The 26,148-nt window shown below is 34.2% G+C and carries 25 protein-coding genes and 2 rRNA genes; 22 read left to right on the top strand and 5 right to left on the bottom strand.

Annotation, left to right across the window (positions count from 1 at the left end; all coding sequences use genetic code 11):
- The 13 genes from A9G11_RS05630 to gltP form a co-directional block, all read left to right on the top strand.
- Window positions 1-213: ribosomal RNA gene (locus tag A9G11_RS05630) — 23S ribosomal RNA — on the top strand; the annotation flags it as partial.
- A gap of 132 nt (window positions 214-345) precedes the next feature.
- A 5S ribosomal RNA gene (gene rrf, locus A9G11_RS05625) occupies window positions 346-461 on the top strand.
- A 298-nt stretch (window positions 462-759) separates the two neighbouring features.
- Entirely contained in the window at window positions 760-1,314 is a 555-nt protein-coding gene (locus A9G11_RS05620) for a YgjV family protein (protein ID WP_081298429.1), read from the top strand.
- A gap of 115 nt (window positions 1,315-1,429) precedes the next feature.
- A complete protein-coding gene (gene rppH / locus A9G11_RS05615; RefSeq protein WP_065618517.1) occupies window positions 1,430-2,002 on the top strand; it encodes an RNA pyrophosphohydrolase in 573 nt (190 codons plus the stop codon).
- A complete protein-coding gene (lgt, locus tag A9G11_RS05610; protein ID WP_065618516.1) occupies window positions 1,999-2,868 on the top strand; it encodes a prolipoprotein diacylglyceryl transferase in 870 nt (289 codons plus the stop codon). The genes rppH and lgt overlap by 4 nt, the downstream gene beginning before the upstream one ends.
- Window positions 2,865-3,659, top strand: coding sequence for a thymidylate synthase (gene thyA / locus A9G11_RS05605; RefSeq protein WP_065618515.1), 795 nt, complete (start codon window positions 2,865-2,867; stop codon window positions 3,657-3,659). Before lgt ends, thyA begins: the two co-directional genes overlap by 4 nt.
- A gap of 247 nt (window positions 3,660-3,906) precedes the next feature.
- The gene (locus A9G11_RS05600; protein WP_065618514.1) at window positions 3,907-4,857 is read left to right on the top strand and encodes a Kdo(2)-lipid IV(A) acyltransferase; all 951 of its coding nucleotides are present in this window, start codon (window positions 3,907-3,909) and stop codon (window positions 4,855-4,857) included.
- A gap of 46 nt (window positions 4,858-4,903) precedes the next feature.
- Complete coding sequence (rlmM, locus tag A9G11_RS05595) at window positions 4,904-5,986, top strand: 23S rRNA (cytidine(2498)-2'-O)-methyltransferase RlmM (protein ID WP_065618513.1); 1,083 nt, start codon at window positions 4,904-4,906, stop codon at window positions 5,984-5,986.
- A gap of 20 nt (window positions 5,987-6,006) precedes the next feature.
- The gene (locus A9G11_RS05590) at window positions 6,007-7,872 is read left to right on the top strand and encodes a penicillin-binding protein activator (RefSeq protein WP_065618512.1); all 1,866 of its coding nucleotides are present in this window, start codon (window positions 6,007-6,009) and stop codon (window positions 7,870-7,872) included.
- Window positions 7,838-8,209 (top strand): YraN family protein, encoded by a 372-nt coding sequence (locus A9G11_RS05585; protein WP_065618511.1) that lies wholly within the window; start codon window positions 7,838-7,840, stop codon window positions 8,207-8,209. The genes A9G11_RS05590 and A9G11_RS05585 overlap by 35 nt, the downstream gene beginning before the upstream one ends.
- Before the next feature lie 17 nt (window positions 8,210-8,226).
- Complete coding sequence (locus A9G11_RS05580) at window positions 8,227-8,805, top strand: SIS domain-containing protein (RefSeq protein WP_065618510.1); 579 nt, start codon at window positions 8,227-8,229, stop codon at window positions 8,803-8,805.
- Window positions 8,806-8,903: 98 nt separating this feature from the next.
- Window positions 8,904-11,597, top strand: a complete 2,694-nt coding sequence (gene gyrA, locus A9G11_RS05575; protein ID WP_065618509.1) for a DNA topoisomerase (ATP-hydrolyzing) subunit A — start codon at window positions 8,904-8,906, stop codon at window positions 11,595-11,597.
- Window positions 11,598-11,687: 90 nt separating this feature from the next.
- Window positions 11,688-12,998 (top strand): glutamate/aspartate:proton symporter GltP, encoded by a 1,311-nt coding sequence (gene gltP / locus A9G11_RS05570; protein WP_065618528.1) that lies wholly within the window; start codon window positions 11,688-11,690, stop codon window positions 12,996-12,998.
- 457 nt (window positions 12,999-13,455) lie between these two features.
- On the opposite strand, the gene rpmG is transcribed toward gltP, so the two are convergent.
- Window positions 13,456-13,623 (bottom strand): 50S ribosomal protein L33, encoded by a 168-nt coding sequence (gene rpmG / locus A9G11_RS05565; RefSeq protein WP_025314526.1) that lies wholly within the window; start codon window positions 13,621-13,623, stop codon window positions 13,456-13,458.
- 15 nt (window positions 13,624-13,638) lie between these two features.
- Complete coding sequence (gene rpmB / locus A9G11_RS05560; RefSeq protein WP_065557406.1) at window positions 13,639-13,875, bottom strand: 50S ribosomal protein L28; 237 nt, start codon at window positions 13,873-13,875, stop codon at window positions 13,639-13,641.
- Window positions 13,876-14,465: 590 nt separating this feature from the next.
- Between rpmB and aroE the strand changes: the two genes are divergently transcribed.
- From aroE to argA, 5 genes are all read left to right on the top strand, one after another.
- Window positions 14,466-15,296 carry a shikimate dehydrogenase gene (aroE, locus tag A9G11_RS05555; RefSeq protein ID WP_065618508.1) on the top strand — a complete coding sequence of 277 codons (831 nt, stop codon included), beginning with the start codon at window positions 14,466-14,468 and terminating at the stop codon, window positions 15,294-15,296.
- A gap of 138 nt (window positions 15,297-15,434) precedes the next feature.
- Complete coding sequence (locus A9G11_RS05550; protein WP_065618507.1) at window positions 15,435-15,788, top strand: Aca2/YdiL-like domain-containing protein; 354 nt, start codon at window positions 15,435-15,437, stop codon at window positions 15,786-15,788.
- A 212-nt stretch (window positions 15,789-16,000) separates the two neighbouring features.
- Complete coding sequence (aroL, locus tag A9G11_RS05545; protein ID WP_065618506.1) at window positions 16,001-16,516, top strand: shikimate kinase AroL; 516 nt, start codon at window positions 16,001-16,003, stop codon at window positions 16,514-16,516.
- A gap of 282 nt (window positions 16,517-16,798) precedes the next feature.
- Complete coding sequence (locus A9G11_RS05540; protein ID WP_065618505.1) at window positions 16,799-17,998, top strand: MFS transporter; 1,200 nt, start codon at window positions 16,799-16,801, stop codon at window positions 17,996-17,998.
- Window positions 17,999-19,044: 1,046 nt separating this feature from the next.
- Entirely contained in the window at window positions 19,045-20,373 is a 1,329-nt protein-coding gene (argA, locus tag A9G11_RS05535; RefSeq protein ID WP_065618504.1) for an amino-acid N-acetyltransferase, read from the top strand.
- A 699-nt stretch (window positions 20,374-21,072) separates the two neighbouring features.
- Here the strand turns inward: argA and mutH are convergent.
- The 3 genes from mutH to A9G11_RS05520 form a co-directional block, all read right to left on the bottom strand.
- On the bottom strand, window positions 21,073-21,741 hold the full coding sequence (mutH, locus tag A9G11_RS05530; RefSeq protein ID WP_065618503.1) for a DNA mismatch repair endonuclease MutH: 669 nt from the start codon (window positions 21,739-21,741) through the stop codon (window positions 21,073-21,075).
- 78 nt (window positions 21,742-21,819) lie between these two features.
- The gene (locus tag A9G11_RS05525; protein WP_065618502.1) at window positions 21,820-22,368 is read right to left on the bottom strand and encodes an NADPH-dependent FMN reductase; all 549 of its coding nucleotides are present in this window, start codon (window positions 22,366-22,368) and stop codon (window positions 21,820-21,822) included.
- An 82-nt stretch (window positions 22,369-22,450) separates the two neighbouring features.
- Window positions 22,451-22,987, bottom strand: coding sequence for a Dps family protein (locus A9G11_RS05520; RefSeq protein ID WP_065618501.1), 537 nt, complete (start codon window positions 22,985-22,987; stop codon window positions 22,451-22,453).
- Window positions 22,988-23,254: 267 nt separating this feature from the next.
- Here A9G11_RS05520 and srlA point away from each other — a divergent pair, with 267 nt between their 5' ends.
- The 4 genes from srlA (at window position 23,255) to srlD (ending at window position 26,094) form a co-directional block, all read left to right on the top strand.
- A complete protein-coding gene (srlA, locus tag A9G11_RS05515) occupies window positions 23,255-23,803 on the top strand; it encodes a PTS glucitol/sorbitol transporter subunit IIC (RefSeq protein ID WP_065618500.1) in 549 nt (182 codons plus the stop codon).
- Between the two features lie 19 nt (window positions 23,804-23,822).
- On the top strand, window positions 23,823-24,827 hold the full coding sequence (gene srlE / locus A9G11_RS05510) for a PTS glucitol/sorbitol transporter subunit IIB (RefSeq protein WP_065618499.1): 1,005 nt from the start codon (window positions 23,823-23,825) through the stop codon (window positions 24,825-24,827).
- 108 nt (window positions 24,828-24,935) lie between these two features.
- Window positions 24,936-25,304, top strand: coding sequence for a PTS glucitol/sorbitol transporter subunit IIA (locus tag A9G11_RS05505; protein WP_065618498.1), 369 nt, complete (start codon window positions 24,936-24,938; stop codon window positions 25,302-25,304).
- Between the two features lie 10 nt (window positions 25,305-25,314).
- Window positions 25,315-26,094 (top strand): sorbitol-6-phosphate dehydrogenase, encoded by a 780-nt coding sequence (gene srlD, locus A9G11_RS05500; protein WP_065618497.1) that lies wholly within the window; start codon window positions 25,315-25,317, stop codon window positions 26,092-26,094.
- Window positions 26,095-26,148 lie beyond the last annotated feature (54 nt).

The raw sequence follows: 26,148 nt of genomic DNA, 5'->3' as shown, positions 1-26,148 counted from the left end.
TGTACGGGTTGTGATGCCAATTGCATTGCCCGGTAGCTACGTGCGGGATAGATAAGTGCTGAAAGCATCTAAGCACGAAACTAGCCTTAAGATGAGTTTTCCCAGATGAGAATCTGTAAGGTCCGTTTGAGACTAAGACGTAGATAGGTCAGGTGTGTAAGTGTAGTGATACATTGAGCTAACTGATACTAATGAACCGAGAGTCTTAACCTTACAACTCGGAGTTGTTTTGGAGCGCGAAGTAGAGAAAGAAGCAGTTTGTTCCGGATTGTGTTGATGTGTTGCAGATAGCAGTAAGAAAGCGAACGAACACATTAACGAAGAAAAGAGAGTATACAGAATATGTCTGGCGGTAATAGCGCGGTGGTCCCACCTGACCCCATGCCGAACTCAGAAGTGAAACGCCGTAGTGCCGATGGTAGTGTGGGTATTACCCATGTGAGAGTAGGGTGCCGCCAGACTAATAAATAAGCGAGAGCCCAGCAGAGATGCTGGGCTTTTTTGTATCTGGTGAGAATAAGAAAGAATAAAGAAGCGTAAGTGACAAGATTTTAATCACATGGCTAATAAGGTCAATTGTGCTAGGTTAGATAAGATAGGGTGAAATAATTCATACGTTAATTACTTTGAGTGCAATCATAAATTAGTAGGTTGCGAAAAAGTAATTTTACTGATGTTTTATTACCAATCAAGATAACATGGATAATTCACTATCAATAAATCAGAAATTGTCAGATCCATTGGTCTAGGGAGCGAATAATGGATAATTTAAATTTTATATATCAAATTTTTAATTCTGATTTTATTCAAAAATATATGACAATCCCACAGTTGATTGGCATATTAGGTTATCTTGTAGGTGTGAGTGCATTTTTACAACGTAAAGATAGTGCCTTTCGTTGGCAACTAACGATTGTTAATATTATTATGACTATTCATTTCTATTTATTAGGTCCTGAATCTTATCCAGCAGCTATTCTTAATATTGTTAATATATTTAGAAACATAGCTTCAGCTTACACAAAAAATATGATAGTAATGCTATTCTTTATTGGGTTAATGTGGATATTTTATTTTCTAACTACTCCAGATTGGACGCAATTTATTCATTATTTATCGGTTATTGGTACAACACTGGTAACTATTGCACTATTTCGTTTTCATCAACAACAAATGCGATTACTTATCTTACTCAGTAGTGCTTTATGGATTATTTATAGCTTATGGATAGACTCTTTGGGAAGTTTAGCTATAGAGGTGACATTTGCTATAATTAATATAGTCACGATAATTAAATTATCTAAGAATAGATAAAAAATAGCTTAATTATAGAGATATTTACTCGATTACTCGCATTTTTTTATTTATTTATTGCTGTATGTATGAAACAATTTAGCTATATAAAAATAAATTTTTTTTGAGGTAGTCAGTGATCGATAATGATGGCTACCGTCCAAATGTAGGAATAGTTATTTGTAACAGGTATGGTCAAGTACTTTGGGCTCGTCGGTATGGACAAAATTCTTGGCAGTTTCCTCAGGGCGGAATAAAACCAAACGAAACGCCTGAGCAGGCAATGTTTCGCGAATTAAATGAAGAGGTGGGATTATTTCCAAAAGATGTTAAAATTTTATCCGTTACTAATGGTTGGTTACGATATAAATTACCTAAACGAATGATTCGTTGGGATAATCAGCCAGTTTGTATTGGTCAAAAACAGAAGTGGTTTTTATTAGAATTAATTTCTGATACATCGGTAATCAATCTTAATGTGTCTCCAACTCCCGAATTTGATGATTGGAAATGGGTAAATTATTGGTATCCTATTAGGCAAGTTATTGCTTTTAAACGTGATGTCTATCGCAAAGCAATGAAAGAGTTTTCATTACCAGTATTTACCATACAGACAGAATTAGAATTACCGATCATAAATACTCCAAAAAAGAAACGATTTAACTTTTTTGCCCATAAACGAAAAAATAAACAGCGTGTTAAAAAATGAATCAATATTTACAATTTCCTAATTTCGATCCCATTGCTTTTTCACTAGGTCCGATTTCCCTTCATTGGTATGGAGCAATGTACCTATTTGGCGTGTTAGGCGCACTTTATTTAGCAAAACGACGTGCAAAAAAATCCAATAATCAGTGGAGTACAACACAAGTTGAAAATTTGCTGTTTTGGGGATTTCTTGGTCTTTTTATCGGCGCACGATTAGGCTATGTCTTCTTTTATAATTTCGAAATTTTTATAGAAGATCCCCTTGTTTTATTTAAAGTATGGGAAGGAGGAATGTCCTTTCATGGTGGTTTAATTGGTGCGCTTTGTGTGATTGCTATTTTTGCCAAAAAGAACGGTAAAACGTTTATGCAAGTAGCTGATTTTGTTGCTCCATTAGTTCCTATTGGACTAATGTTTGGACGATTTGGTAATTTTATCAATGGTGAACTATGGGGAAGAGTCACTCATTCATCTATAGGAATGTTATTTCCTACTTCAGCTCATGCTGATTTTATGTTTGTACAGTCACATCCTGAATGGCTAACTCTTTATACACAATTAAATGGCATATTACCTCGTCATCCTTCACAACTTTATGAAATGGTATTTGAAGGAATTGTTTTATTTATTGTATTAAATCTATTTATACGCAAACACAGACCAACCGGAGCTGTTTCAGGGCTATTCTTACTTTGCTATGGGGTGTTTAGATTTATCATTGAATTTTTCAGACAACCAGATGAACAGTTAGGTTTATTTTTAAACATCATCAGTATGGGGCAGATTTTGTGTTTACCAATGATCCTAGGTGGTATTTTAATTATTTTATATGCATATAGATTAAATAACAAAGTGAGTAAAAAATGAAACAATATTTAGCGCTGATGCAGAAAATTTTAGATGAAGGCATAGCTAAATCAGATCGAACAGGAACCGGCACATTATCTATTTTCGGTCATCAAATGCGATTTAATTTACAAAATGGTTTTCCATTAGTAACTACTAAAAAATGCCATTTACGTTCAATTATTTATGAATTACTTTGGTTTTTGAAAGGTGATACCAACATAGCTTATTTACATGATAATAAAGTTACTATTTGGGATGAATGGGCTGATGAAAATGGTGATTTAGGTCCGGTTTATGGTAAACAGTGGCGTGCTTGGGGAACGGCTGATGGTCGTCAAGTCGATCAAATTTCTCAATTAATTTCGCAAATCAAACAAGATCCCGATTCTCGTCGTTTAATTGTCTCGGCATGGAATGTTGGAGAATTAGATCAAATGGCATTAGCTCCATGTCATGCTTTTTTCCAGTTTTATGTTGTTGCAGGTAAACTATCTTGTCAACTATACCAACGTTCGTGTGATGTTTTTTTAGGATTACCGTTTAATATTGCCAGTTATGCACTGTTAGTACATATGATAGCTCAACAGTGTGACTTAGACGTCGGTGATTTTGTTTGGACCGGTGGTGATACTCATCTCTATTCTAATCACATGGAACAAACACATTTACAATTAAGTCGGGAGCCAAGGACATTACCTAAACTGGTCATTAAACGAAAACCACCAACAATTTTTGATTATGAGTTTGAGGATTTTGAAATCATTAATTACGATCCTTATCCTCCGATTAAAGCGCCAGTCGCTATTTAATCTTTGTCAAAAAGTTTCAGGAGAACTATACCTTTTAGTATGTTACTCTTCTATACAAATCTATAAATATAATTAAAGGGATTAGCTAGGCTAATCCCTGATTTCAAGCTGAATAAACTAGAAAATTCATTTTATAATTGAAAAAAATACAGCTATCTTTACTAATCCCTTTCTATTTTTTCTGCCGCTTAAATCAAGATTAGTATATAATAATCAACTTTGTTTTGAATAATTACTTGATCCTAATATGAATCAAAATCAAGAAGTTTATCCAGTATTTACTAAACGTTTATTACATCCACGTTATTGGTTAACGTGGTTTGGCATAGGTATTTTATATTTAATTGTTTTATTGCCTTACCCTGTTATTTATCAATTAGGTAAAGGATTGGGTTTACTCTCCATGAAATTAATTGGTAAGCGTAAAGAAACTGCGCGACAAAATCTTGCACTATGTTTTCCTGAAAAATCTAAACAAGAACGGGAAATAATGTTAAGAGAAAATTTTATCTCAACGGGACTGGCGATTTTCGAAACCGGTATAGCTTGGTTTTGGTCTGATAAGCGATTAGCTAAACAATCTTCAATTATTGGCGATGATCATATCACGCAAATTCAAAAGTCAGGTCAAGGAGTCCTACTTATTGGCATCCATTTTTTAACACTTGAGTTAGGTGCTAGAATTTTAGGAATGAGTCATCCAGGTGTTGGAGTTTATCGACCTAATGATAATCCAGTTATGGATTATATTCAGCTTAAAGGTCGTTTAAAATCAAATAAATATATGCTTGATCGCCACAATACTAAAGGCATGATTCGTGCGTTAAAAAATGGTGAACTATTATGGTATGCTCCTGATCACGATTATGGCCCTAAAAATAGTGTTTTTGCACCACTTTTTTCAGTTGAAAAAGCTGCCACTACAATTGGTACACGCATCTTAGTTAAGCTTGGCAATCCGGCGGTTATTCCTTTTACTCCTAAGCGAGAAAAAAATGGTCATTACACAGTTTATGTTACCCCTGAGCTTGAAAATTATCCAATAGATGATGATGTACTTGCCGCTACCTTTATGAATAAAGCTATTGAACAAGAGATATTAAAAGCACCTGAACAATATATGTGGTTACATCGTCGTTTTAAAACACGGCCAGAAGGTGAAGCACCACTTTATACCGATAAAGTCCAATCTGACTGAGAAAAAGATAGATAGGATTAACAAAACAAGTTTAAATATACTAATTATGCAAAAACTAAACAAAATTATCTTGTACTGTCGTTCTGGATTTGAAAAAGAGTGTGCAGCAGAGATCACTGATAAAGCTTCGCAAAGGGAGATATATGGCTTTGCTAAAGTTAAAGAAAACAGTGGTTATGTTGTTTTTGAATGTTATCAAGATAACCAAGCACAAACTCTGCTCAAGACGCTCTCTTTTAGAACCTTAATCTTTGCTCGACAAATGTTTGTTGCAGGGGATTTATTAACCCATTTACCGCTAAATGACCGCATATCTCCAATCATTGAAGTTTTATCAGGTTGTATTGACAAAGCTGGTGATTTACGTGTAGAAGTAGCTGATACCAATGAAGGAAAAGAGCTTGCTGGTTTTTGTCGTAAATTTACGGTTCCACTCAGGCAAGCCTTACGAAATGAACGTATTTTATTAAAAGTTGAAAATCCGTCACGACCTGTTATTCATCTGTTTTTTATTAATAATAACTCTTGTTATGTTGGTTACTCTTATAGTCAAAACAATTCGCCTTTTTATATGGGGATCCCCAGATTAAAATTTCCCGCAGATGCACCGAGTCGATCTACATTAAAATTAGAAGAGGCTTTTCATATCTTCATTCCTTATGAAGAATGGGATGAAAGATTAAAAGGTGGATTAAATGCAGTTGATTTAGGCGCCTGCCCCGGCGGTTGGACTTATCAGCTTGTGAAACGTAGTATGATGGTCTATGCGGTTGACAATGGAGCAATGAATGAAAAATTAATGGAAACCGGTCAAGTTAAACATTATCGTGAAGACGGCTTTAAATTTGTGCCTAAAAAGCATAATATTTACTGGTTAGTATGTGACATGGTTGAAAAACCGACGAAAGTGACAGAATTGATTGCCAACTGGCTAATTAATGGTTGGTGTAGAGAGACTATTTTTAATCTCAAATTACCAATGAAAAAACGTTATGAAGAAGTAAAACAAAATTTGCAATTGCTAAATGATGAATTAAATGATAAACAAATCAATGTGCAAATACAGGCTAAACAGCTTTATCATGACCGGGAAGAAGTAACCGTTCATGTACAGCGAATTTGGGGATAACAACTTACAAGAGAATAGGTATGAATTTAAAACGGCTTTTTTATACCATATTAGTATATGGATTATTTACGTTACTGGTTGGATGCGGTAATACTTTCGTATCCAAAAAAGTGTCTAACTATGATGACAGCAAAAATTCTGGTTATTATCTATCGTTAGCCAACTCTAGCTCTGGTTCAACCAAAACTGATTGGCAATTATTAGCTGTTCGTGCATTAATTAAAGAAAATAACTTTTCACTAGCAAATGAATTACTATCTAAGTTACCAAGTACGCTAAGTGCAGAACAACAAACAGATAAGTTATTATCACAAGGAGAGATAGCAACTAAAACAGGGCGATCATTCAGCCTAAGTGGATTATCTGTTCAAGGTATGACTAATTCTCAACTATATCGTTATTACACAATTAAATTGGCTTTAGACGGTAAAAAGAAAGATATTAATGCTCAAGCTCATGATTATATTGAGTTGGCAAACAATGCTCAAGATCGTCAAAAAAGACAAGTGATTAATGATACCTGGAGTTTTTTAAGTAAGTTAAGTTCAGATCAAATACGAGCAATATTAGTTTATGAAAATGAAACAATTCTACGTGGTTGGATTGATTTAACTTATGCGTATAAAAGTAATAGCCAAGCGCCAGTAACTCAAGAAGATGATACCCCAGAGATAATTGCTGACAAAGCTCAAAGGCAAAAAGACTCCTTAAAACAAGCTATTAACAATTGGTTGATGCAATATCCACAGCATCCAGCAAAAGAGATCCTTACCGTATTGACTGGTGAACAAATGCTCAGTGTTGATAATGTCGATGCTAAAAAAGTGGCATTATTACTACCATTAAACGGTTCTTCACGTATATTTGGTGAAACAATTCGACAAGGGTATTGGGACGCGATAAAGTATTATCCACACGAACCACAACAAAATGTAGTTGTTCTCGATACTTCAACAGCATCAATGGACTCATTAATACAGCAAGCACAAGAACAAAATGTTGAATTGATTGTTGGTCCGCTATTAAAAGATGAAGTAAATAAAATTAAACAGATAGCACCATCTATACCTGTTTTAGCATTAAATAAAGTAGATAATAGTCCTACCTCAGCAAAAAAAATGTGTTATTTTGCCCTATCACCAGAAGATGAAGCAAAAGATGCTGCTGAACATATTTATGCTCAAAACAAATATCGTCCATTATTATTAGTACCGCAAAATGATTTAGGACAACGTGTTGCACAAAGTTTTGCCAAACAGTGGTTACAATTATCAGGAAATAGCTCACAAGCCTATGTGCAGTATTTCGGTAATGCTAAATCATTAAGTGCTAATATGAATCACAATTCAGGTATTCGTCTTACTGGAGATCCTATATTGATTAATGGTATGAGCTCTGATTCAACGTTACCAACTGGTGAGGCTGAAGGTTTTGATTCAGTTTATATTTATGCTTCCTATGATGAACTTACACTTATTAAACCTATGCTTGATATGGGCGCAAGCAAATCTCTGGGTAATACACCATCATCAATCACACTTTACTCAAGTTCTAAAAGCCATATCGTTAATGCATCTAAAGATTTTTACTATGATATGAATCAAACACAGTACGCTGATATTCCTATGATTGTTAACGAACCAAATAGTAGCATAACTATACCAAGTAATATCCAGAAAGATTATTCATTAACACGATTATATGCAATGGGGATTGATGCATGGCGATTAGCGAATCGATACAACCAGTTAGACTCACATCAAACTAATTTCTTAGATGGAATGACTGGTAAATTATCAACGACTGACCAATGTGAAATAACACGATCATTATCCTGGCAACAATATACTTATGGTGAAGATCCAACCACGCCAAAAAGTGAATAATCAACGAATTGGTAAGCATTATGAAAATATTGCTTGCCAATATTTAATTGAGCAAGGGCTTATTTTACTTGCTCAAAATTACCAATATCATCTAGGTGAACTAGACCTAGTCATGCTTGATAAGGCATGTTATGTATTTGTTGAAGTTCGTTATCGCAAAAATGCTAATTTTGGTGATGCTCAAACGACCATCACACCAAGTAAACAGGCAAAAATTAAGCAAACAGCCCAAATCTGGATGATGTCACACAATATAAATATTGAAGATACTGAGTTTCGATTTGATGTTTTTGCTATTACAGGTAAGACACAACAATGGATTATTAATGCGTTTTAATTTTTAAGGTGAAAAACGTGCAAGATTTAATTAAAAATTATTTTACGGAAAGTATCCAAACTCAAATTGTCATGGCTGAATCATTAGGTTCTTCAATAGAAAAAGCGGCAAGAATTATTGTTGACGGTCTGCTTAATGGTAATAAAATTATGAGTTGTGGCAATGGTTCTTCTGCTGCCAATGTTCAAAGTTTTACATCACGACTAATCACAAGTATTAATATAGAAAGACCTAGCATTCCAGCCATTGCATTAGTTTCAGATAATGTATTATTAAGCGCTATAGCTAATCATGAAGAAGTGTATGCACGTCAAATTCAAGCATTAGGTCAACAAGGTGATATTTTAATTGCGTCTACCTGTCAAGGTAACAGCCGATCAATTATTCGAGCGGTTCAAGAAGCTGTAATTAAAGATATGAAAATAGTTGTATTAACAGCTTTTGACGGTGGTGAGGTAATTGGCTTGTTAGGACAAAATGATATTGAAATCAGGGTTCCGTCTTATAAAAAAGTGATGGCCTATGAAATGCATGCTATGATTTTAAATTGTTTATGCCAATTAATTGAAAATACATTATTTAATCACACTGAATAAATTTAAATAAAAACAGTTTAGTTCTGCCTTAATAATGAATGTTATGCTATAATTATACACTATTTTGAAGACTTAAATTTATACGAGATCATGGTGTTATGACCGAACTAGCCAAAGAAATAACCCCCGTTAATATTGAAGATGAACTGAAATCCTCTTATCTTGATTATGCAATGTCTGTCATTGTTGGACGTGCTTTACCAGATGTACGTGACGGTTTAAAACCAGTTCACCGGCGTGTTTTATTTGCCATGCATGAAGCTGGATATGATTGGAATAAACCTTACCGAAAATCGGCTCGTGTAGTCGGTGATGTAATAGGTAAATACCATCCACATGGTGATTCAGCTGTTTATGACACCATTGTACGTATGGCTCAACCATTTTCATTACGTTATATGCTCGTTGACGGTCAAGGTAATTTCGGCTCGGTTGACGGTGACTCAGCAGCTGCTATGCGTTATACCGAAATACGTATGCAAAAGTTTGCTGGTGCGTTACTTACTGATTTAGATAAAGAAACGGTTGATTTCTCACCTAACTATGATGGATCAGAAATGATCCCCGATGTATTACCGACTCGGATACCTAACTTATTAATTAATGGATCTTCAGGTATTGCGGTTGGTATGGCAACTAATATTCCACCACATAACCTATCTGAAGTAATTAATGGTTGTCTTGCTTTTATCGAAGATGAAAATATATCAGTTGATGGTTTAATGGAGCATATTCATGGTCCAGATTTCCCTACCGCAGCATTAATTAATGGCCGTAAAGGGATTGAAAATGCGTATCGTACTGGTCGTGGTATTATTTATATCCGTTCTAAAGCCACCATTGAAGTAGATGATCATAGTGGACGAGAAACGATTATTGTTAATGAAATTCCATACCAAGTTAATAAGAAAAAACTGATCGAAAAAATTGCAGAATTAGTAAAAGATAAAAAAGTAGAAGGTATTTCTGCTTTACGTGACGAGTCTGACAAAGACGGCATGCGTATTGTTATTGAGATCAAACGAGATGCCGTTGGTGAAGTGGTATTAAATAACCTTTTCTCACTCACACAGTTACAAGTTTCCTTCGGCATTAATATGGTGGCTCTGCATCAAGGTCAACCTAAGCTCTTAAACCTACGGGATATGATTGAAGCTTTTGTACTTCACCGACGTGAAGTGGTGACTCGTCGAACCATTTATGAATTACGCAAAGCGCGTGAACGAGCGCATGTATTAGAAGGATTAGCAATTGCACTTGCTAATATCGATCCTGTTATTGAATTAATTCGAGCTGCATCTACACCAGCAGAAGCCAAAACTAAATTACTCGCTCAAGCATGGCAACTTGGTAATGTTGCAGCGATGTTAGAAAAAGCGGGCGATGATGCAGCAAGACCAGAAGATTTACCACCGGAATTTGGTATTCGCGATGGTCATTATTATTTGTCTGATGCGCAAGCACAGGCCATTTTAGAACTTCGTTTACATCGCTTAACGGGTCTTGAGCATGAAAAGATTCTGGATGAATATAAAGAGTTATTAGTACAAATTGGTGAATTACTGCATATTCTGGCCAATCCAGAAAGATTAATGGCCGTTATTCGCGAAGAACTTGAAGCGGTTCGCGATCAATTCCAAGATGCCAGAAGAACCGAAATAACTGCAAGTAGTGCCGATATTAATATTGAAGATCTGATTGCACAAGAAGATGTGGTTGTTACTCTTTCACATCAAGGTTACGTTAAATATCAACCACTTTCAGATTACGAAGCACAACGTCGTGGTGGTAAAGGAAAATCTGCAACTAAAATTAAAGAAGAAGATTTTGTTGAAAAATTATTAGTAGCAAATACGCACGATACCATTCTATGTTTCTCAAGTCGTGGCCGATTATATTGGATGAAAGTTTACCAACTACCGGAAGCGAGCCGAGGCTCACGAGGTCGCCCAATTATCAATTTGCTACCATTAGAAACCAATGAACGCATTACGGCCATTTTACCTGTTAGGGAGTTTGGTGAAGAGCATTGCGTATTTATGGCTACTGCGCAAGGTACAGTTAAGAAAACATCCTTAATTGAATTTAGCCGTCCAAGAACAGGTGGTATTATTGCGATTAATTTACGTGATGATGATGAACTCATTGGCGTTGATTTAACCAGTAACGACCCTTCAGTTATACCAGATGATGAAGAACTCAATGATGATGTAGTTATTGATGAAACTGAAACCGAAGATGAAGAAGTCAGTGAGATCTCAAATACAGAAGATATTATGTTATTTTCTGCAAATGGTAAGGTTGTACGTTTCCCGGCAAATAAAGTTCGTTGTATGGGAAGAACGGCAGCCGGTGTACGAGGTATTAAACTTGATAGTGATGATAAAGTTGTATCCCTCATCGTTCCTCGTGGCAATGGTGCTATATTAACTGCAACGCAAAATGGTTATGGCAAACGCACCGAACAAGAATTATATCCAACTAAATCACGTGCGACCAAAGGTGTGATCTCTATCAAAGTTAGTGAAAGAAATGGTGCTGTGGTAGGTGCGGTACAAGTCGATGAAACCGATCAAATTATGCTTATTACTGATGCAGGTACCCTCGTTCGTACTCGTGTAGCAGAAGTAAGTATTGTAGGACGAAATACTCAAGGTGTGATGCTTATTCGAACAGCCGAAAACGAAAAAGTTGTTGGATTACAGCGAATCGCCGAAACTGAGGATGAAGAAGAAACGGAATTATCACAGCATGATGAGCAAAATGACTCAGCACAGGAGTCGGAAGAGTAGTTTTTAATTATCTAAAAGGATTAGTAAAACTCACTAATCCTTTTTTATTTTAGAAAACCTTGATAAGGAATAGAATTGATGTCATTTTTACTGAAAAAAATGTTGACCAATCTAGCATGGCAAATTTTAATTGCTTTAATTCTTGGTATTTTTGCCGGTGCTTATTTGTTTCAACTATCTGATCCAGATCACTCGTTACATGAATATTATCAATTTTCAATAGTAAATATATTTCAACCAGCTGGTGATATTTTTATTCGTTTAATAAAGATGATCGTATTACCTATTATTCTTAGTACCTTAACACTAGGTATTGCGGGTATTGGTGGTTCAAAACGATTAGGAACTTTAGGTTTTAAAACAATACTCTATTTTGAAATTATTACCACTATTGCAATTTTATTAGGTCTTTTCTGGGGCAATATTTTTGCACCGGGTGCAGGTATTGATTCTTCAACACTTGCAACGGCAGATATAAGCAAGTATGCCAAAGCGAGTGAAGAGCTAAGCGGTAAACCTCATGGTTTGATCGTCATGATTTTAGACATGATCCCAGCTAATATCTTTAAAGCAATGACTGATGGTGCAATTTTACCAGTAATCTTTTTCTGCGTCTTTTTTGGTTTAGGTCTAATGTCCTTACCGAGTAAACAACGTGAACCTTTCGTATTCTTCTTGAAAGTTGTTTCTGACACAATGTTCAAAGTAACCAATATGATCATGCGCTATGCGCCGATAGGGGTGTTTGCGCTTATCACAGTAACTGTGGCTAAATATGGATTTGAATCTTTATTACCACTGTTTAAACTGATTTTGACTGTTTATTCAGCCATGATTATTTTTACAATATTGGTGTTTGGCGTAGTGTGTAAATTATGTAGATTCAATATTTTCACTTTATTAAAAATCTTAAAAGAAGAACTCATTATTGCTTTCTCGACTGCCAGTTCGGAAACAGCTTTACCTAAGATTATTGAAAAAATGGAAGCTTATGGCGCACCTAAAGCTATAACCAGTTTTGTTATCCCAACAGGTTATTCATTTAATTTAGATGGCTCAACACTTTATCAAAGTATTACTGTTATCTTCCTTGCACAACTCTTCCATATGGATTTAACTATCACCAAGCAAGTTATTATTGTGATCACCTTAATGATAGCATCAAAAGGTATTGCCGGAGTACCAGGCGCTTCAATTTTGGTTTTATCAGCTACGCTTGGCAGTGTAGGAATTCCACTCGAAGGAATCGGTTATATTATGGGAGTTGAACGTATCTTAGATATGGGTAGAACAGTGGTTAATGTTGTTGGGAATGCTTTAGCTGCAATTGTTATTGCACGTTGGGAACATCTTTTTGATGATAAAAAGGCTAGAGCTTATGAACAACACTATCTAAAATAACCAAATAGCTTTATTAGATTTAAGTGTTTACGCTATTTGTAATAAAGATTAATTTCAGGAATCAACTAAAACTACCTGCCAGACGGGTAGTTTTTTTTAGAAAACCTACAAATAGGTAAGAGATATTAAAAAACAGTTATTTATTAATTATCACTATTATTTAGTATATTCATTGCCTATCACAAGTATTTGTTCACACATTATCTCTTTTTTCTAGAAACTAACATCAGCTATCATTATGTATACTCATTCATGATTATTATGTAGGTTATTTTACTAATCAGTTAAATCGAGCTTTAATATGATGGTAAATTTAAGGAAATTAACTTGCTTTAATGATAGCGATTAAGATAGTTGATTTGTAGCAGTGCAAAATAGTTATGAACAGTTATCTATCATTGAGGTATAAAAAAACCGACGATTGTCGGTTTTTTATGTCATATATTGTATATGAAAACTATTTAATTTTAGCTTCTTTATAAATCACATGCTGACGAACAACAGGATCATATTTTTTGATCTCCATTTTTTCAGGCATAGTTCTTTTATTTTTGCTAGTGGTATAAAAATGACCTGTACCAGCAGAAGAAACTAATCTAATTTTTTCGCGTACACCTTTAGCCATGATTGTGTTTCCTTATTAGTACTTTTCACCACGGGCACGAAGTTCAGCTAAAACTGCATCAATACCCTTTTTATCGATAGTACGCATACCTTTCGCTGATATACGCAATTTTACAAAACGTTTTTCGCTCTCAACCCAAAAACGGTGAGTTTGAAGGTTTGGTAGAAAACGACGTTTAGTAGCATTCATCGCATGAGAACGATTATTCCCTACTAAAGGACTTTTTCCTGTTACTTGGCATACTCGTGACATGTCAATAATTCTCCGAAATTTCTATGCTTAAGCCTTGGGCGTAATATGTTAATGGAATTAACCTCGTCAGGCTTTTAGTTTGCTGCAGTTCTATTTGAGAAGCAGTCTAACCTCTCACACTACACCCATAATAATGAGGTAGCGAAGTATACGCTGTTATGCAAATATTCTCAAGTATTATCTTATATCAAGATAAAAAAATAAGTTTTATCGAAGTAATTTTAAATAAAAGAAAAGTACGCTTCTTATTTAAAATTCTTGAGTATTGCAACTTGTTTAAATCCATGAAAGAAGATCATCATAGTACTAATTTAAATCAAATACACAAGTATACTTATTCGCATCTAACATTATACTTCATCATGTGATTGATTTATTCAATTTATGCATCTCAATATCCAATATGCTAAAAATTGCACCACAAAAAAGGTGAATTTATTTTCATCTAATAACAACTTCCAATAAAACAGAATAGTAAGCTCATTTAAGATGTTGGAAAAACTATCCAATATATCTATTAAATATGAAATATGCTTTAATATTATGGATGATATTTTTCTGTCTGATTTTCTAACTTTCAAGGAGATAGTATGAGTCAGTTTACTCCATATAGCATATACGGCATTATTGGTTATCCACTAGGACACAGTTTGAGTCCACTTATCCACACAACATCTTTTCAGGATTATGGCATACCAGCGGTATTAGTTTCTTTCCCAACACCACCAGAAGAAATTGCAACACTTTTTAAATCAGTAAGATTATTAAATATTCGCGGCTTATGTGTCACTATTCCACATAAACAAACTATTATTCCTTACTTAGATTATGTTACCGATCATGTAAAAAAAGCTGGTGCAGCTAATTTAGTCTATTGGGATGGTGATAAACTTTGTGGTGATAACACCGATATTATTGGTTTTATGGAACCGCTTAAGCAACAAAAACTACCTGCCGATTATCATAAAGTTTTATTATTGGGTGCCGGAGGTGCTGCACGCGCTGCTGTGGTAGGTCTACAACATCTTGGTTATACCGACATTACTGTCACCGATATCGTTTCAGATTTACCTGAAGCATTAGCCAAAGAGTTCGATCTTAATGTGGTAGATTGGGAAGATCGAAGTAAAGTTGAAGCGCAAATTATTATCAATTCAACACCATTAGGTATGCAAGGTAAATTTGAAGATCAAACCGCTTACGAGCAAGCTTGGTTTAAAGGAAAAGGTGTCGCATATGATATAGTGTACACACCTTATCATACCCGTTTTAGACAAGAAGCGGAAAAAGCTGGCTGGAAATCAATTTCTGGTCGCGATATGTTTATCGGTCAAGCTAATGCACAGTTTAAGATTTGGACAGGTAAAGAACTATCTGATAATGCCAAACAAGCCGTTATTGATGCTTTAGCTAAACAATAAGTATGATATACACATCTAATTTCTTACATTGGATGTGTATCTAATATACATAAAACCGTTGTTTTTTTAAGTCGTTAATGATTTTGACATATCCGCTTAAAAAATGTATCAAAAAAAGAGTGTATTTAAGGAGCATTTATGACTAACCTAGAGTTACAAGCCTATCGTCGATTTCTTATGTTAAAAGTGTCAGAAGCATGTGAATATATAGGTAAAACCGATACAAAAACATGGCATGATTGGGAACAAGGTATTACTCCTGTACCAGAATTTGTTGCAAGTGAGATGCAAAAACTAAAAAAAGTTCGCACAGAAAAAATAAATATCATTATTGGTAGTATTAATGATCGGGTCGGTAGTAATACTATTCGTTACTTTATGACCTATGCCGAATTTCAAAAAGTGAATCCTAAACTTGATGTTATTCAGTGGCGACTACATCAATCTATTGCAACTGAACTTTACTTTCGAGGTTTAGAAGAACTTTGTTAATCATAGAGTTACTGCACTTAGGTTATATCAAGTAACTTAATTGATATGTAAATCTTTATTTACAATATAATGATAAAAGAATAAATTTATTCAATAAAAATCAACACTGTTTTTTTTATTTAACATTATGTAAAAAATTTATTGCAAAAATTAAAGTGAATCACTAGCATAGATAAAATATTTTACGATCTGTAAATCTGATAGGAACAAACATGAATAAAACCATTTTTTTAGTCGGGGCTCGTGCTGCTGGTAAAACAACCATGGGGAAGATGCTCGCTAATAAGTTATCATATTCTTTCATTGATACAGATCATCATTTACTTGAAACAACGCAAAGAACTGTTGCTGAAATAGTTGAAAAAGAGGGATGGGAAGGTTTTAGAGCAAGAGAAAGCCAAGTCCTTGTTGATACAACTAAATCTAATCGCGTGATTGCTACTGGTGGTGGAATGGTATTAGCCCAGCAAAACCGTGATTTTATGAAACAACATGGCATTGTTTTCTTTTTATCTGCACCTGCATCAACACTGGCTGCGCGTTTAATGAAAGATCCTAATGTAGCACAGCGACCCTCTTTAACAGGTTTATCTATTGCCGATGAAATGGAAAAAGTGTTAGCTGACCGATTACCCTTATATCATGATGCTGCACACCATATTATTGATGTAAATCAAGATGAAAATCTAATCCTTACGCAAATGCTTGAATTACTACATAGCAATTAAGCTAACGCCTGACTCAATCTAAATCTATTTTAACTTACCACGTACAACGTGGTATTTTTTTAACTAAATAAAAAGGAATTAATTTCTTATTTATTATAAGATAACTTTGTTTATGAAATTATTTATTGTTAGGTTTTATTTTTACAAATAAATTCACATCAACAATAAAGAGATTTAGAGATAAAGTTATCTTTATCTCCTTAAGGTTAATATTGAAACTTGTATATTTAAATACAATTAAAATTTTAAGTTTTTAAATTTATCATTTATGGAGTACAACAAATGGATACTCAACGAGTCAATTCTTACGGAATTGTCGGATCGATTTATGCTAATTATATTATACAAAGCATGGCATTGATTGTTCTTATGCAATTCTCTGGAGATATATCAAAACAACTTAATACCGATTTAATCGGACTTGGTTTTGTCGCTTCCGGTATCGGCATTGGTAAAATATTATTAATGTTCATAGGAGGTCTATTATCCGATAAATTTGGGCGTAAACCCTTTATTTATATTGGTATGGCTTGTTATGCTATTTTCTTTATTGGAATGACTTTCTGTACTGACGTGAACATTGCTTTTTGTTTAGCTATTGTGGTTGGTGCTGGTAACTCTTTTTTAGATACAGGTTCTATGCCTACTTTAACCGAATGCTTTCCGGGATCAGCTGGTTCAGCAAGTGTACTAATCAAAGCGTTTATTTCAATAGGTAGTCTTATATTACCATTTATCGTTACTTTTTTTTATAAAAATCAATTATGGTATGGATGGGCATTTATTGGATTTACTACTTATTTAATCATAAATGGTTTATGTTTATTACCTAAACAATTTCCACACAAAGATACGGCCATAAGAGGAAATGTCGACGCCGAAAATTATTTTATTGGCAAGCCTAACTTTCAATTTGAAGGTATATTACTCATTATTATGGGATTTACTACAACCGCAACATTTGTCATTATCTGGCAGTGGCTTCCGGCTATTGCAACTCAAGGCGTTAATATGAGTGATATTGAAGCAAAACAACTTATTAGCTACTATAGTTCAGCTTCAATTATTTCAGTATTTGTTACCGCTTATATTGTAAAACGCTTTTTAAAACCAATTAATTGTATCATTATACTCCCTACACTATCGGCATTAGTGTTGATCCTTTTCTATTTTAATATTACTCCGCTAATGTGTCTTATTACCGCAATCGGAATGGGATTTACTGCAGCAGGTGGCGTTTTACAATTAACGTTGGTGGTTATGCAACAAATGTTTCCTGCACGTAAAGGTCTTGCTGTAGGCTGTATGTATACGCTCAGTGGATTATCTTTTTTTATTATTCCACGAGTTGTACCAAAGCTAGCAAAAATAGACGTTAGTTATGCCATTTTAACTGACTTTTCTATGGCCTTTTTAAGTGCTGTATTAGGTTTGATTGTTTATTTACGATTTACTAAAGTTATTGATATGAAAAAGATTTAGTTTGGAGTGCATATAACTTTGCTAAGGTTCATTTATTTAAAAATTAAAGTTGTGCATAAAAATGGCAATATTCAAAATAACTTTTTAACTTTTAATAAAGACAACTAGTTAATTAAGCAATTAATGACAAAAAGCGTGACCATGATTGGCACGCTTTTTATTTTTATATTGAAACGTATAGCTAACCTGAAATATCTTTACATTAATTGTTGGTATCAAATTTAAGAGAAGAATAATGTCACTGCTTTAGTTAATTAAGTAATTAATGGATAAAAGCGTGACTAAAATTGCCACGTTTTTTAATTTTATACTAAAACGTATAGCTAACCTGAAACATCTTTATATTCATTGTCGGTATCAAATTTAAGAGAAGAATAATGTCACTGCTTTAGTTAATTAAGCAATTAATGAATAAAAGCGTGACTGTAATTGGCACGCTTTTTATTTTTATACTAAAACGTATAGCTAACCTGAAACATCTTTACATTCATCGTCGGTATCAAATTTAAGAGAAGAATAATGTCACTGCTTTAGTTAATTAAGCAATTAATGAATAAAAGCGTGACTGTAATTGGCACGTTTTTTATTTTTATATTGAAACGTATATCTGACCTGAAACATCTTTACATACATCGTCGGTATCAAATTTAAGAGAAGAATAATGTCACTGCTTTAGTTAATTAGCAATTAATGAATAAAAACGTGACTGAAATTGGCACGCTTTTTATTTTTATATTAAAACGTATAGCTAACCTGAAACATCTTTACATTCATCGTCGGTATCAAATTTAAGAGAAGAATAATGTCACTGCTTTAGTTAATTAAGCAATTAATGAATAAAAGCGTGACTGTAATTGGCTCGCTTTTTAATTTTATACTAAAACGTATAGCTAACCTGAAACATCTTTATATTCATGCTAATTATTAAATTTAAGATAAAAATATTTCTGCCTTATCAAATTTTTAAAAAATGCTTGCTATTCGTGTAAAAATAAATAAAAATACAAAAAATATGAATAAATATTCATTAAAAGGTGTCTGTGAAAATGAAAGAAAGAACAACAGAGCTAGTTGAAGGATTAAGACATTCAGTACCTTATATAAATGCTCACCATGGAAAAACCTTTGTTATTTTATTAACAGGGGCGGTGTTAAAAAGCAATAATTATTCAAATATTATTAGCGACATCGGTTTGCTTTATAGTCTGGGCATTAAACTTGTTATCGTTAATGGCGCACGAAATCAGATCGATGAATCACTCAAAAAAAATAATATAGAGCCTAAATATTATAAAAACACACGAATCACCGATGCATCTACCCTTGATATTGTTAAGCAAGTTACTGGTTTATTACAACTCAATATTACCGCAAGTTTATCAATGAGCTTAAATAATACGCCCTTACAAGGCGCACATATTAGTGTGGTAAGTGGTAATTTTGTTATAGCGCAGCCACTTGGAGTCGAAGATGGTATCGATTATTGTCATACTGGTAAGATTCGCCGTATAAATAACGAGGCGATTGATGAACAATTGAAACGTGGTTCCATTGTATTATTGGGTCCAGTTGGTGTTTCCGTTACCGGTGAAAGTTTTAATTTATCATCTGAAGATGTTGCAGCTGAAGTCGCTATTCGGTTAAAAGCAGATAAATTAATTAGTTTTTGTGCAGAGCAGGGGGTACTTGATGAACAAGGGCGTGTCATTACTGACCTGTTTCCTATTGATGCAGATAACTATGTTAATTATAAAGAACATCAAGGCAAACATTTGTCGAGCGAAGCGCGCTTTTTACGTGCAGCTTCTAAAGCTTGCCGAAATGGTGTACGACGAAGTCACTTAGTCAGCTATTTAATTGACGGTTCTATTTTACAGGAATTATTTTCACGGGATGGCATTGGTACTCAAGTTGCAATGGAACATTCGGAACAAATTCGCTCGGCAACCATTAACGATATTGGTGGCATTTTAGAACTTATTCGACCGCTTGAAGAACAAGGTATTTTAGTTAAACGTTCACGTGAACAGTTAGAGATAGAAATTGATAAATTCACCATAATTGAACGCGACAATATGACCATTGGTTGTGCTGCTCTTTACCCTTATCCGGAAGAAAAAATGGGCGAAATGGCCTGTGTTGCAATACATCCAGATTATCGTAATTCATCTCGAGGAGATTTACTGATTGAAAAAGTGACCGATAGTGCGCGAAATCTCGGGCTGGAGAAGATATTTGTCCTAACAACACGCAGTATTCATTGGTTTAGGGAAAAAGGCTTTAATCCTGCTGAAGTTGATGATCTACCTATCAAAAAGAAACAACTCTATAACTATCAACGCAATTCAAAAATTTTAATGTTAGATTTGTTTTAAATCTTAGAACGATAAAAGTCCGTTAGTAAAACGGACTTTCTAAACTGTCATATGGTTTGTCAATTAACAATATCAATCAGATTATATTGATAATGTTTATACAAAAAGTCTGACTAGTCAGTAAAACCCACGGAAACAAATTCGATGATCAGTCATCAACAGTAAAATCTGAATCAACAAAAATTACTTTTTTTACATCTAAAACAGTAAAAAATTAATGCAAGATCAGGTGCTATATAACCTAGCAATCATTGAAAAAATGGCAATAATTGGCTTTTAATACCGCTAATAGAATTATCAAATAGCGTTGTGACTAGGTAAGTTATAACGCTTAAAATAGTTATAAGTACCCATTAAAGGAAAGAAAATAACACAGAGCGATTTAAGTGTTTTGGTAGTTTTGCTGTAGTAATAAAACGACATCGCTAACTATATCTACCGAAGAATCGAGGCTGTTTTTATATTGTTACCAATATTAATCGAGATATAAGGATCATCAAGGTATGATTCACTTATATTCAATCAATAAGTTGATTAGCTAATTCATCATCGATCGGCAAGTAAGTCGTAGGTAAATACTTTGGAGGGATAGAATTTGCTAAGAGGAGTGAGGGAAATTTATTATTAATTAATAGGATGATTAAAGTTAATTATATGTGTTTTTTTGAAATAACTGCTTTGATTTATGAAAAAAGCAGTTTAATTAATACCATTGTGTAGTATTTGCATTGTGAACGATTTTTTTAAATAGAAGCCTCGTGGGCGAGTTAAAATAATTTGGCCATTTTCACCAATAGCTTCGGTAAGTGCTTTACCATTGGCAGCTTTAGGTCTAATTTGTAGATAGGTTCCATAACGGGCAGTTATTTTTTCAACTTGACCAAGTGCGATCATATCCATTAACTCTTGCCAATCTTGTTTAAGTTGCTGTTCTTGCTCAGGTGTTGGTGTCCATAAAATCGGATGACCAACTTTGCGATTTGCAAGGGGTGTTGCTCTATCCCCCTCAATTGGGATCCAAAGCACTTTGGTTAATTTATATTTAACATGACTTGTTTCCCAAATCACACCGTAATTTGCCATTAAAGGTGTGACACTAACAAAGGTGGTTTCTAAAGGTCTACCATATTTATCAACAGGAATAGTTTTAAGTTCAATACCGAGATTAGCAAAATCACGCTCAGCTTTACTACCAGCATTGGCACCTAAAAAAGTTTCGATTAAATTGCCAACCCAGCCTTTTTGTTTATTTAAATTATCTGGGATTGGCATATTCAGATATTTTGCTATTTCGCCAAAAGTGTAACCGGCTACCAATTTGGCCCGATGTAATAATTGTTGTTCAGAAGTTGGAAAAAATACAGTCATCTAAGGAATATAAAACTTATCAATTAGTTATCTACACAGCCCATGATCTTGGCTGTGTATAGTAAAAACAAATATCAACTAGCTTAACTTTTCAACCCAGTTTGCATAAGCATTAATAATTAATGAAAGAAATTCTTTGCTTTTTTCAGTTATATTACCATTAGCATCAAAAGCAGTGTTAACACCACCAAAATAAGCTTCAGGTTGTTGTAATGTTGGCATATCCAAAAATACCAAACATTGACGTAACTGATGATTGGCACCAAATCCACCAATAGCGCCGGGAGAAACGGAAACAATAGCTGCAGGTTTTTTTGACCAGACACTTTTCCCGTAAGGTCGTGAACCCACATCTATAGCATTTTTTATTACAGCAGGTAAGCCACGATTATATTCAGGTGTGACAAATATAACGCCTTGGCAATCAGCTATTTCTTGTCGGAAACGGGTGTATGCGGTTGGTGGTGTTTGATTATCGATATCTTCGTTATATAAAGGCAAATCACCAATTTGAATAATATTTAATGAAAGTGATGGTGGTGCAATTTTTTGAAAAACTTTTGCAACTTTTAAATTGTAAGAATCTTTACGTAAACTTCCGACTAAAACGGCTATTTTTTTACTCATCTTCAATCCCCACTAATTATTAAATTAAGAGACACATAAGTGTCTCTTTTGATAATTATTATTGATATAAAACTGAAAACAGTTAATGTCCTGAAGAGTCCATTTTACGTCCAGTTTCAAATAAGAACCATGCACGTCTTTCTGTTTGGTCAATCCATTCTTCAATTAAACTTGCTGTTGCAGTATCGTTATATTTGTCACAGATATCGTGAGCTTCACGCATTCTGGCTGTGAGTTTAATATTATCTTGGCAAAGTTCAGCAAGCATATCTGAAGGTTCTACAAAATCTGCATTATTATCGGAAATACTTTGTAATTTAGAAATATGACCAATTGAACGTAAAGTAGTTCCACCTAATTTACGAACACGTTCTGCAATAGGATCAGTCATAGCAAACAATTCTTCACCATGATCATCTAACATTAAATGGTAATCACGGAAATGAGGACCACTTACATGCCAATGGAAATTTTTAGTTTTAAGATATAAAGCAAAAACATCTGCTAGCACAGAATTCATTGCTCCTGAAATGTCTTTTGATGCTTTTTCGCCTAAATCAGTTGGAAACAAAATAGCTGATTGTTGTAATTTTTTTGCAGAACTCATACTTTTAGCCATAATATTTTCTCCTCAAATTGAATAATAAAATAACTGTGCTATATCAAATTACGCCAACTAAATAGTAAAGTCCAATAAAAATCAGCTATTTTTGACTATTACTGCTATATCAACAATCTATTATTTTTAATTGATTACTTTTTTATATCTATTTGAAATATTTTCTTTCACAATAAAAGAAAATATTTCAAATTGTGATCCAGTTAAAAGTTTTTACTTTTTAAAATTGCTAATATTTATCCGAAGTTTAACTCAATAGGAGATAATATGATTGATGCTATTTCATTTGGCGCTGAATGGTTTATCGGTTTATTCCAGAAAGGTGGCGAAGTATTTGTGGGAATGGTAACAGCAATTTTACCATTATTAATTTCATTACTGGTAGTGATGAATGCTTTAATTAAATTCATAGGACAAGATCGTATCGAGCGTTTAGCACAAGCATGTGCAGGGAATCCTGTTTCACGTTATTTTTTCTTACCATTAATCGGGACTTTTGTATTCTGTAATCCGATGACATTAAGTTTAGGGCGATTTATGCCTGAGTTTTACAAACCAAGTTATTATGCGGCTTCTTCTTATAGTTGTCACTCAATGAATGGTTTATTCCCACACGTAAATCCCGGTGAACTTTTTGTTTATTTAGGGATCGCAGCTGGTTTAACTAAATTAGGTTTACCTTTAGGTCCTCTGGCAGTGAGCTATTTCTTAGTTGGTTTAATCACTAACTTTTTTAGAGGTTGGATCACTGACTTTTGTACAGCCATTTTTGAAAGAAAAATGGGTATTAAATTAGATAGAAAAGTTCATCTATAACAATAAAAGGGAAAACAAAATGGCTAAATTTATTCGTATTGAAAGAGGTGAAGCTGGTTGGGGTGGACCTTTAGAACTTCCTATCATTGCAGGCAAAAAAATTGTCTACATTGCAGCAGGTACAAGACCGGCAATTGTAGATACATTAGTCGAATTAACAGGATGGGAAGCAATTGATGGCTTTAAAGAAGGAGAGCCACCGAAAGATGAAATTGGTGTAGCGGTTATTGACTGTGGTGGTACATTGCGTTGTGGTATTTATCCTAAAAATCGTGTACCGACTGTGAATATTCATGCCACAGGTAAGTCTGGTCCTCTAGCGCAATATATTGTTGAAGATATTTATGTTTCAGCGGTGAAAGCTAATAATATCAAAGTTATTGAAAAAGAGGCGGGTAGTGAGGAAACATCATCAGTTCAGGCAGACCCCGTTGTTGAAAATAAAACCTCAGAATTTAAAGATTATGATAGCAGTAAAAAAATTACAGAACAGAGTGACGGTTTATTAGCAAAAATTGGTATCGGTATGGGATCAGGTGTAGCGGTATTTTTCCAAGCAGGTCGCGATACGATTGATACTGTACTTAAAACCATCCTACCTTTTATGGCTTTTGTGTCAGCATTAATTGGGATAATTATTGCCTCAGGATTAGGTGATTTTATTGCTAATGGGTTAGTGCCACTGGCTAATAATCCAATTGGATTGGTCATTTTGGCGTTGATCTGTTCTTTCCCATTACTTTCTCCTTTCTTAGGACCAGGTGCGGTTATTGCACAAGTTATTGGTACCTTAGTTGGGGTGCAAATTGGGCTAGGTCATATTCCACCTCATTTAGCATTGCCAGCGCTATTTGCGATTAACGCTCAAGCAGCATGTGATTTTATTCCTGTAGGGTTATCACTGGCAGAAGCAAAACAAGATACCGTTCGTGTTGGGGTTCCATCAGTACTTGTTAGTCGATTTTTAACAGGTGCGCCAACCGTGTTAATTGCTTGGGTTGTGTCGTTATTTATCTATCAATAAATCGTTTTAAAAAGATTAAGGGATGCATCGCATCCCTCTTATTTCACTCGTAAGCATAAAGTAAAAGTAAAAAGCTTAGATTAAGTATAAATATTAAGAAGGTTAATGATGTCAAACGTTATCTATCATTCAAAAATAAATCAAATTGGTGAGTTTGCGCAAGAAGCTCTAGCTGACGGCATGCTGATCTTATTCAAAGAAGGTGCGCCTTCAGATTTAGCGGATTACTGTTTTATCCATAGTCATGATGATTTAAAACATGAGATACAAATAGGGCAGACACTTCAATTAGGTAAGCATGTATTTAACATTACTTCTGTTGGTGACGTTGCCAATGTCAACTTTCGCGAATTAGGGCACATCACATTAAGGTTTGATGGTAATCACCAAGCTGAATTGCCGGGAACGGTTCATGTTGAAGGTGAGCAACCAACTCAACTTTTTGTTGGTGATGAAATTAAAATTTTAAGTGATTAAGGAACAGAAAATGAAACAAGTAGCAGTGGTTATTGGTGGTGGACAAACTTTAGGTGAATTCCTATGTAAAGGTATTGCTGATGCTGGATATAAAGTTGTTGTTGCTGATTTGAACAGTGATAATGCCAATAAAGTCGCGGAAGCCATAAATCAAAAACATGGTGCAGGTACAGCCAAGGGTTTTAAAGTTGATGCAACCAGTGAAGATAGTGTGATTAAATTGGCTAATGATGTTGAAAATACGTTTAAACATATTGATTTATTGGTATATAGTGCAGGCGTCGCTAAAGCAGCACCAATTACTAATTTTGCATTGAATGATTTCCAACTATCTGTCAATGTAAATCTAACCGGCTATTTTTTATGTGCGCGTGAATTTGCTAAATTGATGATTAAACATAATACTCATGGTCGAATTATTCAAATTAATTCAAAATCTGGCAAAGTTGGCAGTAAACATAATTCAGGATATAGCGCAGCTAAATTTGGTGGGGTTGGTTTAACACAATCTTTGGCATTAGATCTGGCTGATCATGGTATTACGGTTAACTCGTTAATGCTTGGTAATTTATTAAAATCACCAATGTTCCAATCTTTATTGCCACAATATGCGAAAAAATTAGGTATTCCAGAAAGCCAAGTAGAGCAAGTTTATATCGATAAAGTACCGCTTAAACGTGGTTGTGATTATCAAGATGTTTTAAATGTATTGTTATTTTATGCTAGTGATAAAGCTTCTTATTGCACAGGGCAATCAATTAATATTACTGGTGGGCAAGTAATGTTCTAGTTTAAATAAAGTGCGAAAATTCAATTGGGATTTTCGCACTTTTTAATTTAGCTA

The organism is Gilliamella sp. wkB108, from assembly GCF_001690195.1.
GTDB classification, from domain to species: Bacteria; Pseudomonadota; Gammaproteobacteria; order Enterobacterales; family Orbaceae; genus Gilliamella; species Gilliamella apicola_L.
Note: the sequence above shows the minus strand (reverse complement) of the source record. Positions and strands in the feature narration are given on the sequence as shown.